Raw genomic sequence first — 12,010 nt, forward strand, 5'->3', positions numbered from 1 at the left:
TGCCCTTGCGTTGTCCCGCGCCTCCTTGCCTCTCGAAAGACGTCGCCCCTGTTCTCCAGAAGGGACCTTTTCTTTGTCCCGCTCAGGGATGGCAATATCACTGTCCCGCCGCACAGGGGCGGGAGGAGGCTTGACATGCTTATTCTTTGGTGGCAACATTGCCACAAAGAGGAGGTCGTGCGGATGGACCGGCAACGGAAGAAGGCCGACATCTTCAAGGGGCTCTCCCATCCGGTTCGTTTGGCCATCGTGGAGTTGCTCTCGGAGGGAGAGCGGTGCGTTTGCGACATCGCCGGAGCATTTTCCTGTGATCGGACCACCATCAGCAAGCATCTTTCCATTCTTCGCATGCTGGACATCATCGAGGATCGCAGGGAGGGGCTCAACGTCTTCTATCGCATGCGCATGCGCTGCTTGACGGCGATTCTTTCCTGTGTGGATGCACTGACGGGCGAAAACGTCTCGGAGGGAGTTTCGTGTCCCCTGTTGGAGAGAAATCGGCACGTCTCCCCCTGTTCCGGCAAGATGCCTGAAGAGACCGTTTTCGGAGGTGTTCCGCGGAAATCCTGCGAAGGAAAGAGCGGACAAAAAGGAAGGGAGGGTTTGCGCTCATGAAGATCCAGATTCTCGGTATCGGTTGCCCCAAGTGCAAGAAGCTCGCAGAGGCCGCCTCGGAGGCGGCGACGCAGTTGGGGTTGGATTTTGAGATCGAAAAAGTGACGGAGATCGACAAGATCATGGACTTTGGCGTCATGGCCACGCCGGGGCTCGCCGTGGACGGCAAGGTTCTTGCCGCAGGCAAGGTTCTTTCCGTCGAGGAGGCCAAGGCACTCCTTTCGAAGATGGCCTAGCGGGACTGGGGACAGGTCAGGTCCGTGCTCGATTGACTCCCTGTTTCGGGAGCGTTTTTGGTGCTTTTGTTTGAAGGGACCAAGAAAAGAAGAGCTCCCCGACGCACGTCGGGGGCTTTTTTCGGAACTTTATGTGCGATTTTCGCCACATATACGAAGAAGAGTTCCTGTTCGAGGTGACGACCGATGAGTGATCGACAGAAATTCCTTTGGATTCTGGGGTTTTTCCTGGTGTTCTATTACCTTCCCGCCGAGAGCGGACGCATCGCCGGCTCCGTGGTCGAATCCCTGGCAATGATGCACGAGTACGCCCGGGAGCATGTCCTTCTCTGCCTGGTTCCGGCGTTCTTCATCGCCGGGGCCATCTCGGTCTTCGTGAGTCAGCAGGCGGTGATGAAGTACCTGGGAGCGGAGGCGAAAAAAGTCGTCGCCTATTCGGTGGCCGCCGTGTCGGGAACGATCCTCGCGGTCTGTTCCTGTACGGTGCTCCCGCTCTTTGCGGGGATCTACAAGCGCGGCGCGGGACTTGGTCCCGCCGTGGCCTTTCTCTACTCCGGTCCGGCCATCAATGCCCTGGCGATCATCCTCACCGCCCGGGTGCTGGGGGCGGAACTCGGCATCGCCCGAGCCGTGGGGGCCGTCCTCTTCAGCGTGGTGGTGGGAGTGCTCATGGCTTTCTTCTTCCGCAACACCGAAGAGAGCCGCCAGAAGGGGTTCGCCCAGCTTCCCGAGGAAGAGGGGCGCCCGCTCTGGAAGACGAGCCTCCACATGGCCGGCATGGTGACGTTCCTCGTCTTCGCCAACTGGGCCGCGCCGAAGGTGCCGGAGAGCTTCTGGGCTTCCGTGTACGCCGTCAAGTGGCACGTGGCGGGTGCGGCTCTTGCCGTCACCGTTCTTGCCAGTGCCTTCTGGTTCAAGGCGGAGGAGCGGCAGGAGTGGTTCTCCTCCACCTGGGGCTATGCACTCCAGGTCATGCCCCTGCTCTTCGGCGGCGTGCTCGTGGCGGGGTTTCTCCTCGGGCGCCCTGGGCATGAGGCGCTCATTCCGAGCGCCTGGGTGAGCGCTCTCGTCGGGGGCAACAGCCTCTTCGCGAACTTCTTCGCCGCCCTCTCCGGGGCGTTCATGTACTTCGCCACGCTCACGGAGGTGCCCATCCTCCAGGGGCTTCTCGGCGCAGGTATGGGCAAGGGGCCCGCTCTGGCGCTGCTTCTTGCCGGACCGGCCCTTTCGCTGCCGAACATGCTCGTCATCCGGAGCGTCATCGGTACCAAGATGACCGCCGCCTACGTGAGCATCGTGGTGGTGCTCTCCACGATCGCCGGATGGTTTTTCGGCGTTTTGTCCGCCTGAGTTCCGGCTGTTCGGTCTGAATCCGAAGGGCGCTGCGGGGGGTGGAACGGAGAGGAAAGAGAATACGGTGTCGTCGGAAAAACAAACGAGCGGAGAGGTAAAAAACGAACCTGCGGGCGGAAATGTTTCTGTTGCAGGCGGAGAGGAAGAATTCGGGAGGAAAAGACCATGTCGAACACATGCTCCAGCTCTTGTTGCGGCGGATCTTTGCGGATGCTCTTTTCCTGTTCAGGAGCGGCCGATCTTGGTGCTCTCGCGGATGGTGCGGCAAGAAAATTGATGGTGGAAGGCGAGGGGAACATGTCTTGTCTTGCCTTGGTGGCGACCGGCTCTTCAGGGCTTGCCCTGTCGGCCCGAAGCGCAGACAGGGTTCTTGCCCTTGATGGATGCGGTCTCGACTGCGCACGAAAGTGCCTTGAGCAAGCGGAAATAAGGGATTTCATCCATCTTCGTCTCACGGACCTCGGTTTGAAGAAAGGAGCCACGCCGGTGACGGAGGAGACGCTGGATCTCATCGTCGCCAAGGCGAAAGAGCTTCTTGCGCAGGAGAAAGAGAACGTCCTGTCGTAGAAAGAGCTGGAAAGGAGCGCTCGTGCGGGGGCGCTCTTTTTCTTCGTCCTTCTCTTTTCCGGCCCGTTCAGGATGACGGAGGGGAAGGCGGAGACATTTGCCCGACATGCCCCTTTTTCTGGCGCTGTTCATTGCCGACGCCGAGCGCGCTCGAAAAACGCAACGTCCCGAGGAAGGATGGAGAGGCGCGGCTCCGTCCGGGAGGCGGCGGCGGATTTCCTCCGGAGCGAGGGGGGCTCTTCACGGCGGTCATCTATAGACGTGAGAGAGGCCCGGCGTGCGGAGTTCCGGTGTCTCCACGAAACATACTTCTGCTTTCGTAACGCTTCTCCTAAAAGCCTCTACAAAACGCTGCCCTCGGAAAAACATGGAGGAGATCGAGAGGGGTGCGTCTTTCTTGAGCGGCGTTTCCCTGATACGCGAAGAAGATCCGAAAAAGACCGGCGGGCGAAGGGGTGACAGAACGAGAAGACGGAACGAGAAGGAGGAGGTGTGTTCCGTGAAGGAAGAGACTGCGGTCCGACAGGAAGAAGCTGCCTCAAAGAAGGAGGAAGGAAAATCTCGTTTCGAGGAATTGCCTCGGGAGACGGTACGGAGCGTTTCCTTCAAGGGAATGTTCTTTTGGGGGCTCCTGTTCCTCGGAGCGGCGACCATCATTGTTCCGCGGATCACGGGAAGACCCCTTTTTCCGATCTTTGTGTTGAAAGACCTGAAGAGTCTTTCTCTGCCTTTGCTTCCGTTGCTCTATACAGGAAGTTACGTGACCCGAGCTTGGGGGCCTCTGACATTCGCCTTTTGTCTGGGGGGCGGCATCATCGCCTTTGTCTCCCAGGAACGTTGCAGTCGCCTTTTGGCGAGCGGAAAAGGTTCGGCCTACGTTGCGGCGGCGCTGACCGCGCCGATTCTGACGGTCTGTTCCTGCGCCATGCTGCCCATCTTCGGCGCGTTGCTCATCGCCGGGGCGGGTATCGGTCCTGCGGTGACCTTTTTGCTCATGGCGCCTGCGGCGAACGTGATGGCTCTCTTCTTCACCTGGGAGCTTTTGTCCTGGAAGCTCGCGGTGGGGCGTTTTCTCGCTTCCGCCCTGGGGGCCATGGCCATCGGCTGTGTGGTGTCCCGTACATCCTTCGGAAAAGTCAAGGAACAGGAATATGCGGGGCGCAAGCGTCTCTTTGCGGGAACGACGGAAGAGGAGTCCTTTTGGGAGAAGTCCGGGCGGGGGCTCGACGAAGCTCTCGGACTGGCGAAAAAGATTCTTCCCGTGCTCCTTTTGGGTGTGGCGGCCATCTCCTTCGTAGAGGCCTACCTGCCGCCACCGCTTGTGGCCAAGTATCTCACGGGCTTCCGGGGTGTCGTGATCGGGTCGTTCATCGGTGTTCCCACCTACACGCCCACGCTGGTGGAGGTCTTTCTCGTGAAGGCCATGCTCGGGCTCGGCATGGATCCTGCGGCGGCTCTGGCGTTCATGATCGGCGGTCCAATGAGTTCCATTCCCTCCATGATGAGCGCGTCGCGCATCGCCGGGTGGAAAGTGGTGGGAACTTACGCCGCCCTTGCGGTGCTTTTGGGGATTGTCGCTGGAGGAGTCTTCCTCTGGGCAGGGATCTCCCTCTAGCACGTCGGTTCGCGAATGGAGGCGGATCGGCGGGGATCCGGTTTGCCGGGGCGTTTCCCCTTCGGACGATCTCTTTGGGGGAGAGTTGCGACGGAGGTGATGATCATGTTTGCGCGGATTTTGCTTCTCACCGATCTCAGTGAGGCATCGGAGAGCGATCTGCGGAGCGCCGCTTCGTTCCGCAGCGTGGGCGCCTCGGATGTGGCGCTTTTGCACGTGTTGGACGAGCGGAAGGGGATTTCCTCTCTCGGAGAGGCCGAAAAGGCCAGGCTTGCCGCACAGGAGGAAAGCCTGATCGAAGAGGGATGGAATGTGGAGATCCTCGTTCGGTCCGGCATTCCCTTTGACGAGATCGTCCGCACCGCCCTGGAGCGCGAGGTCTCCCTGGTCGTCATGGGACAGGGTCACCCCCTCCAGCGGGCCTTGACGGCCCGCCTCTTCGGCGAGACCGCCTATCGGATTCTCGAGATGTGCCCCTTGCCCATTCTCGTCGGTCTGGAGCGGATGGAACGGGAGGATTTTCTTTTTCGGAACGTTCTTTACGGCTGCGATCTCTCCGACTCGTCCCTGCACGCCTTCAAATACGTGGAGCGCATCGCCGAAACGGCCTCTCCTGAGCTGGAACGCATGACCATCCTTCACGTGCACGAGCGCCATCACGCCGCGCTGTTTCAGGGAATTCCCGGAGCGGGGAAGGAATGCCGGGAGAGGATGGAGGCGTTGATCGCCCTGGAGATGGAGCGGTTTCAGAGCATGGCGGAGCGCCTGAAGAGAGCGCATCCCCGTATGGATGTCGCCGTGATCGCCGAAGAGGGGCAGGCGGTGGAAACGATTCTGGACACGGCCAGGGCGACGAAGGCCACGCTTGTCCTCCTCGGCGCTCAGGGAAAGGCGTGGTCGCCTCAGTACCGTATCGGCACCGTCGCATACCGTGTTGCCCAACAGGCCCCCTGCCCGGTCCTCGTGGTGCCCATGCATCGCATGGCCTATCCTGTGTAGGCAAAAGGCAGCGAGCTCTCGCTCCGGGCGGCGGAGAGGGGCTCGCTGCTGGCGATTGGGTCGGGAGGAGCCTTCGGCGTCGCGTCAGAACGTGCCCGTTTCGACGAAACGAAGGCGCAGGCGTCCCGTTCCCTCGACGAAAAAGAGGTGTTCCTCTTCGGGAGATGCGGCGAAGGCGGCGAGGACCTTTTGGGAGATCCAGCAGACCGTCTTCTCGGTGTCTTCCACGGCGAAAGGTTCGTATCCCTCGATGTTCTCCGGTTTTCCGAAAAGGCCCACCGGGCCTTTGAAAGCCATTCATCACCCGGAGATGAACGTCTCCCACTCGAGACGGAAATCACCTCCGTGACGCCGGACGGTTTCGAGCCAGTATGCGGAGGTGATGCGGAGACATTTCATGGACGATCACCTGCCTTTCATTTCCGGAAGCACCGGTCGTTTCTTTCGAGCGCGCCCGGGGCGGAGTTTTGTGCTCCCCTTCCGGGGAGAGTGCCGTTCGGCCTCGGAGTGCCTGAAAAAACGGAAGTGCGTCGGAGGTTCTCGGCAAAAATACCGAGAGAGTGCGTGCTTTTTATGTGCTAAGATTACCACATAGTCCCGCTTGTTGCCTAGGAAGGACAGCTTCGGAGGATGCAACATGCCGGTGCCGTTTTTGCCGGAGACAGGGTGGCCTCTGGCGGTAAAAACGGACTTCCGAGAAACGCAAACCCAAGAGACCTCTGCAATAAGGCCACGTTGGCTTTGCGAAGGTCTCGCAGAGCGCGACGCGACGCGAGGAGAGTTTGGTGTGGCGTTATGCAGAGCTTGCCACGGATGTTACCGCGATACGATGGAGGGATTCGACATTCATGAACACGACGATGCGGCGGTGGATCACGGGAGTTTTAGTGCTTTTTCTCGCGGCAAGCCTGGCTTGGTGGGGGCTCGGAGGAGCGCGGCGGTCCGGGACGACGGAAGCGGGAAAGACGGAGACGGTGAAGGAGTCCGGAGGGGGCGCGGAAGGAACGACCATCATGGTGTATTACTTCCATGGTGCGGCCCGGTGCGTTTCGTGTACGCTCCTTGAGGAGTACGCCAAAGAGGCGGTGGAGCAGGCTTTTTCCCAGGAACTTGCCGCAGGAAAGATACATTTTCTTTCCGTGGATGTCATGGAGGCGGAGAACCGGCATTTCCTGGACGATTTCGCCCTCACCACCCAGTCGGTGATCCTCACCGAACAGAGGGGCGACGAAATTCTTCGCTGGAAGAATCTGGACCGCATCTGGAATCTCCTGAACGACAAACCCTCCTATGTGACCTACGTGCAGGAGTCGTGTCGCGCTTTCCTGGAGGGGCGGGATGGATAGCGCCCTCTTTGTTGCGCTGGGAGGTGCCTTCTGGTTGGGCATTCTTCTCTCTCTCAGTCCCTGTCCTCTGGCGAGCAATCTCGCCATGGTGGCCTTTCTTGCCCGCCGGGTGAGCGATCCCTTCGCGGCGCTGCGGGGGGGCATTCTCTACGGCATCGGCAGGGGTGTGGCCTACGTGTTTCTCGCGGCTCTTCCCGCCTGGGGACTTGCGTCGCTGCCGCGAATTTCCGCCTTTCTCCAGGGGGAGATGGGTAAACTTCTCGGCCCTCTGTTCATCCTCACCGGCATGGTCCTTCTGGAACTCCTCACCTTCCCCTCCGTCGGCAAGGGAATAGGAATGGGCGTGCAGGAACGCCTTTCCCGGTTGGGAGATCTGGGGACGTTTCTTCTGGGGGCGCTGTTGGCGCTGTCCTTCTGCCCCGTGTCGGCGGCCCTGTTCTTCGGCAATCTGCTTCCCCTGGTGGTGAAGACGGGCTCGTTCCTCGCCCTTCCCGCAGCGTTCGGACTGGGCTCGGCCTTACCCGCCGTGGGCGCCGCATTTCTCGTGGCCTATGGCCTGAAGGGTGCCGGGAAAGCCTTCGGGCGGATTCAGGCGGTTGAAAAAGTTCTTCGGATTTCCACAGGGACCGTTCTTGTGCTGCTCGGGCTGTTTCTGTCCCTGCGGGATATTTTCGGCGTGACGCTTCTTCGGTGGTGAGCAAAGAAGGGTGCCTCGCGTCGGAGTTCGACGCAAAAAGGATGCAGTGCAAGGAAATAAAACACATGGGACAAAATCGAGACGACGAGGAGGAAGAGCACATGGATTGGGAAAAAGCGTCGCAGCACACCGTGGTGTGCGCCGCGACGGGAACGACCAAGCGTGACGTGGTGCGCGCCATCGCCCAGGGCGCCGAGACGGTGGCGGATATCGCCGCCGCGACGGGGGCCTGTGGAGACTGTTGCGCGGAAAATCTTCAGGGAATCCTGGACGTGTACCTGACGGCCCTTCGGGCAATGCGGAGCGGTGGCTGCGGTTGTGGCTGCAGTTGTGGCGGTGACTGCTGAAAGAGAGGCGGTGCACCGCTTTTTGCCGGAAGGAGAACAACACGACGAAGGGGACGCGTGCAACGTGTCCCCTTCGTGTTTGCGTTCCCTCGTTCCCGGACGGTGTGTGCCGTAACCGTTCCCGGTGGTTGCCGAACACCATGAAAACTTTTTTGTACAACCCGACACACACAATCCAGCGGCGCAACGAGGAGTCGCCGGTGTCCGTCCGAAGCGTCAACACGCCTCTTTCTTCGCCGCCGTGAAATCAGCGGTGATTTTTTGTATCAGTTCCGGATTTTCCAGGATGTCACAGCATGTTCCGGCGAGGATCTTCGCGGCGAAGAGCAGTGCCGCGTGGGCTTCATCGCTTTTTCCGGCGCGGAGAAACTCTTGGGAGTGAGACGGCGTTCCTTCGGGAACGAAAGCGACGCGAATGACCGCTCCGGGAAGCACGGAGGTGACGTTGCCGAAGTCTGTGGAGCCGGTCTTCTCCCGGGGAGGGCGCCGCGTCGGGGCATCGACGAGTTCCGCGTTGTGCATCAGGAGCTCGTTGAGCGCGAGAACCGGGATCTTGCTCTCAAGCCGTTTCATTCTCTGGAGTGTGACGGTGGTCCCGCTCATGAGGGCCGCTCCCTTGGCGATGTCGTCGAAACGTTCCAAAATCGCGTCGAGATGGACGGAGCTGTACGACCGAAAGATGAATTCTCCCTGTGCCCGCTCGGGAACGACATTGGCAGGGCCGCCCGCGTCGAGGATCGTGTAGTGCATCCGCGTGTCCTCCCGGACGTGTTCCCGAAAAAATTCCACCCCCTGAAAACAGAGGAGAAGCCCGTCGAGAGCGCTGCGTCCCTGTTCCGGCTTCAGTGCGGCGTGTGCGCTCTTTCCGTGGAACGTCACCGTGAGCGTGGCCAGAGCGAGACTTTTCACGTCCGTCTGTGTGGCGGGGCCGCCGTGGGTCATCAGTGCAAGATCGATGTCCCGAAAACAGCCGTTTTCAAGCATGTGTATCTTTCCGCCCCCCCCTTCTTCGCCGGGGGTTCCGTACACGACCAGGCGATAGGGCGGTGCGCCGTCGCTCATCACCGCTTTGATGCTTTCGGCGGCGCCGACAATGGCCGGACCCTGAATGTGATGGGCGCACCCGTGTCCCATTCCGGGCAATGCGTCGTACTCGCAGAGCAATCCGATGGATGGACCGCCGGATCCGTTTTCATACACGGCGCGAAAAGCGGTGGGAAGGGCTCCGACACCTCTCTCGACGGCAAAACCGCTTTTTTCGAGATACCGTGTGAGCACGTCGACGGCTTTATGCTCTTCGAAGGCTGTCTCCGGATTGTCGAAGAGAAAGTCGGCCATGGCGGTCAGAGTTGCCTTTTTCTCATCCAGGAGCGTGAAAAGACGTTCTTTTCTCTGCACGAAAAACAACTCCATTCTCTTGCTTTTTGAAAAATATTTTACGTTGCGGTGTTGTCCTGTGTCGTGTCTGAAGCATGACCTCTGAAGAGCGAGGTGTGCCGGAAACAGGATTGGTGCCCGGAAAAAGCGAGAACCCGAACGGCTGCAGCGATGAAAAGTCTCGGCGTGTCCTTGCCGTTGCGTCTCCGTCGGTGGTGATCATGCCGGCCCAAGGTTGATGATCTGGGCGATCAGGGAGAGCACGGAGCCGAGGAGAACCCAGATGAGAAAGAGTCGCCACATGAAACGCATCCACCTGTCGTAGGGAATGTTCGTCGCACCGAGAATGCCCATGAGCGCCGTCGAGGTCGGCAGAATGTAGTTGCAGAAGCCGTCACCGAAGTTGAATGTCAGAATCGCCGTTTGTCTGGTGATGCCCACCATGTCGGCGATCGGGGCGAAGATGGGCATGATGACCGCCGCCTGGCCGCTGCCGGAAGTGATGAAGATATTCACCACGAGGTTTGCGATGTACATGCTTATGGCCTGAAGGAATGTGGGAACCACCAGCAGGGCGCGTCCAAGGCCGTTGACGACCGTGTCGAGAACGAGTCCGGCGGAGAGCACCCCGGAGACGGCGCGTGCCAGGCCGATGATGAGTGCGGCGGCGACCATGCGTTTCGCTCCGGCGACGAAACACGAAGCGATCTTGCTGGGGGAGAACCCGGCGCATATTCCGGCGATGATCCCCAACCAGATGAAGGCGGCGCTGCTTTCATTGAGCCCCCAATTGAGCTTGACTCCGCCGTACACGATGACTCCGAGAGCTGCCACGAGGCTCACCAGCACGAGGCTTTTTCGGAGTGTCACATCGCCGAAGGAATCAAGATCATTGTCCGAAACCGAGGTGTCGGCCACGTCGAGATCGTACATGGGACTCAGTTCGGGATGGAGCCGGATCTTTTTCGCATACCGGATCAGGTAGAGGTTGGTGACGAGAAGGAACACGAAGAAACAGATCCAACGATACCCGATTCCCGAATAAAGCGGAAGTCCTACGATTTCCTGGGCGACGATGGTGGTGCTCGGATTCAGGGTCCCCGTGGAAAACCCCACGGCTCCACCGAGGAGAATGACTGCCGCACCGACGATGGAATCAAAACCCATCGCTCTTGCGATGAGGACCGTGACGGGTGCGAAGCCGATGAAGGTGTTCACGCCCTGAGTGGTTGAGATGAGTGCGAAGAGCAGTGTCAGGATCGGAATGAAGATGCTTTCTTTGGAAGCATATCTTTTCGCCACCTTGGCGACGCAGGATTGGAGGGCGCCGCTGCTGACGACCACGTCGAAGGCACCGCCAGTGAAGAGCAGCAGAAAAAACAGGCTGGCGCTCTTTGCGAAACCGTCCACGATGAAGTCGGGTATGCTGAAAATGCTCACGGGCTTGCTCGAAATCGTGCGGAAGCTTGCGGGATCGATGACTTTGATTCCCGCCGCATTGGTGACTCTGTCGAATTCCCCTGCCGGAATGACCCACGTGAGGAATACCGCGAAAAGGATGAACAGGATGATGATGACCAGTGTATGCGGGACCTTGAACTTTTTTGCTGCCGCTGCTCCCATACCTGACATGAGCGATTCCTCCTCGATGAAATGTGCCGTCGTCCCTACGGAATGTTCTGTGGACGCCGTAAGGATACGAGGTGCATAAAATGCTGTAAAATACTAAAAAACGATGGAACGCATAGGATAAACCTATGGCTCGGGGAGGACGTCATGAACCTGAAGGAGCAGCTGTATATCCTCACCGTTGCGGAGTGTAAAAGCATCACCAGGGCGGCTGAAAAACTTCATGTTTCACAACCGGCTCTCAGTTCGTTTGTGCGTAGTGTGGAAGAAGCGCTCGGGGTGAAATTGTTCGAGAGGTCCTCGAAGGGATTGATGCCTACCTATGCGGGGGAGCTCTATCTCCGTGCGGCGAGAAGAATGTTTTTCCTCAAGTCGGAGTTCGACGAAAACCTTTCCGGCCTGAAGAACGACCGTCGCGGGCGCTTGCGCATCGGCATGCAGATGCGTAGGTCGCCCTACATCATTCCTGAGTTTTATAAAGAATTCGGCGAAAAATATCCCGAGGTGGAGATTTCTTTCGCTGAGGGTGTGATGGAAAAGCTGGAAAAAATGCTCCACGAGGATGAACTGGACCTGGTGTTATGCGATAGAATCCGGGAACTGCCGGGTTTCACGTGCATCAAAATCACGGAGGAGTTTCTTCTGTTGGCGGTCTCCCCGAACCACCCTCTTGCAGGCAGTGGGAAATGGCTTCCCGCGTACGGCCGGAACTGGATCGATCTAAGACGGTTCGGTGACGAGACCTTCATCTTGCAGGGGCCGTGGCAAAGTCAACGGATATTCAGCGATTGGCTGCTGCGCAGCATGAAGATCACTCCGTCTCGGATCATCGAGATTCAAAATATCGAGACCTCCACCCGGTTGTCGGCGCTCGGCATCGGCGTCTCTTTCGTCAAGGACACCTACGCGAGACATTTTTCCTTTGCACCGGAGCCGCGCTACTTTTTGGTGGGAGAAACTCCCTTTACGATAGAGTTCGTTGCGATCCACAAGGAGGAGAAGTACATGCCGAGTTTTGTGGGAGATGCTCTGGAGATCATCCGCAAGGGATTATAAGGGTTTTCGCTGTGGTGGCGCACAGCAAGAGGACCTCTTGATCCGGTGCCTGTCGTCGTGTTGTGGAAAGATCTGCTCCTCTCAAAAGATCTTGTGCGCTATCGAGTCGGGGCGAGGAATGGTGCAGTACGAAGGGGCGCTTGCAAGCGCCCCTTCGTACTGCACCATTCCTC

At 59.0% G+C, this 12,010-nt stretch carries 13 protein-coding genes; 10 read left to right on the forward strand and 3 right to left on the reverse strand.

All coding sequences use genetic code 11. From position 1 onward, the window contains the following. Nucleotides 1–183 precede the first annotated feature (183 nt). The 6 genes from Q1K49_RS04070 to Q1K49_RS04095 all read left to right on the forward strand — a co-directional run bounded on the left by Q1K49_RS04070 (nucleotide 184) and on the right by Q1K49_RS04095 (nucleotide 5,385). Nucleotides 184–615, forward strand: a complete 432-nt coding sequence (locus tag Q1K49_RS04070; protein ID WP_300523087.1) for a metalloregulator ArsR/SmtB family transcription factor — start codon at nucleotides 184–186, stop codon at nucleotides 613–615. Next, a complete protein-coding gene (locus Q1K49_RS04075) occupies nucleotides 612–851 on the forward strand; it encodes a thioredoxin family protein (RefSeq protein ID WP_300523089.1) in 240 nt (79 codons plus the stop codon). The genes Q1K49_RS04070 and Q1K49_RS04075 overlap by 4 nt, the downstream gene beginning before the upstream one ends. Before the next feature lie 186 nt (nucleotides 852–1,037). Then, nucleotides 1,038–2,201, forward strand: coding sequence for a permease (locus Q1K49_RS04080; RefSeq protein WP_300523091.1), 1,164 nt, complete (start codon nucleotides 1,038–1,040; stop codon nucleotides 2,199–2,201). 213 nt (nucleotides 2,202–2,414) lie between these two features. Beyond that, entirely contained in the window at nucleotides 2,415–2,771 is a 357-nt protein-coding gene (locus Q1K49_RS04085) for a putative zinc-binding protein (RefSeq protein ID WP_300523115.1), read from the forward strand. A 499-nt stretch (nucleotides 2,772–3,270) separates the two neighbouring features. Further along, a complete protein-coding gene (locus tag Q1K49_RS04090; RefSeq protein WP_300523093.1) occupies nucleotides 3,271–4,386 on the forward strand; it encodes a permease in 1,116 nt (371 codons plus the stop codon). A gap of 105 nt (nucleotides 4,387–4,491) precedes the next feature. Beyond that, complete coding sequence (locus Q1K49_RS04095) at nucleotides 4,492–5,385, forward strand: universal stress protein (protein ID WP_300523096.1); 894 nt, start codon at nucleotides 4,492–4,494, stop codon at nucleotides 5,383–5,385. A gap of 84 nt (nucleotides 5,386–5,469) precedes the next feature. On the opposite strand, the gene Q1K49_RS04100 is transcribed toward Q1K49_RS04095, so the two are convergent. Then, a complete protein-coding gene (locus Q1K49_RS04100; RefSeq protein WP_300523099.1) occupies nucleotides 5,470–5,682 on the reverse strand; it encodes a hypothetical protein in 213 nt (70 codons plus the stop codon). A gap of 551 nt (nucleotides 5,683–6,233) precedes the next feature. Between Q1K49_RS04100 and Q1K49_RS04105 the strand changes: the two genes are divergently transcribed. The 3 genes from Q1K49_RS04105 to Q1K49_RS04115 all read left to right on the forward strand — a co-directional run bounded on the left by Q1K49_RS04105 (nucleotide 6,234) and on the right by Q1K49_RS04115 (nucleotide 7,775). Next, nucleotides 6,234–6,731, forward strand: coding sequence for a nitrophenyl compound nitroreductase subunit ArsF family protein (locus Q1K49_RS04105; RefSeq protein ID WP_300523100.1), 498 nt, complete (start codon nucleotides 6,234–6,236; stop codon nucleotides 6,729–6,731). Then, nucleotides 6,724–7,428, forward strand: coding sequence for an aromatic aminobenezylarsenical efflux permease ArsG family transporter (locus Q1K49_RS04110; protein ID WP_300523103.1), 705 nt, complete (start codon nucleotides 6,724–6,726; stop codon nucleotides 7,426–7,428). Before Q1K49_RS04105 ends, Q1K49_RS04110 begins: the two co-directional genes overlap by 8 nt. A gap of 101 nt (nucleotides 7,429–7,529) precedes the next feature. Then, entirely contained in the window at nucleotides 7,530–7,775 is a 246-nt protein-coding gene (locus Q1K49_RS04115) for a (2Fe-2S)-binding protein (RefSeq protein WP_300523105.1), read from the forward strand. Nucleotides 7,776–7,991: 216 nt separating this feature from the next. Here Q1K49_RS04115 and Q1K49_RS04120 read toward each other — a convergent pair whose 3' ends face one another. After that, on the reverse strand, nucleotides 7,992–9,173 hold the full coding sequence (locus tag Q1K49_RS04120; protein ID WP_300523108.1) for an amidohydrolase: 1,182 nt from the start codon (nucleotides 9,171–9,173) through the stop codon (nucleotides 7,992–7,994). 198 nt (nucleotides 9,174–9,371) lie between these two features. Continuing rightward, nucleotides 9,372–10,784 (reverse strand): Na+/H+ antiporter NhaC family protein, encoded by a 1,413-nt coding sequence (locus Q1K49_RS04125; protein ID WP_300523110.1) that lies wholly within the window; start codon nucleotides 10,782–10,784, stop codon nucleotides 9,372–9,374. A gap of 144 nt (nucleotides 10,785–10,928) precedes the next feature. On the opposite strand from Q1K49_RS04125, the gene Q1K49_RS04130 reads away from it, so the two are divergent. Then, nucleotides 10,929–11,837, forward strand: a complete 909-nt coding sequence (locus Q1K49_RS04130; protein ID WP_300523113.1) for a LysR family transcriptional regulator — start codon at nucleotides 10,929–10,931, stop codon at nucleotides 11,835–11,837. The last annotated feature ends 173 nt before the right edge of the window (nucleotides 11,838–12,010 follow it).

This window comes from Aminiphilus sp. (assembly GCF_029975095.1).
In the GTDB taxonomy this organism is placed as follows: domain Bacteria; phylum Synergistota; class Synergistia; order Synergistales; family Aminiphilaceae; genus Aminiphilus.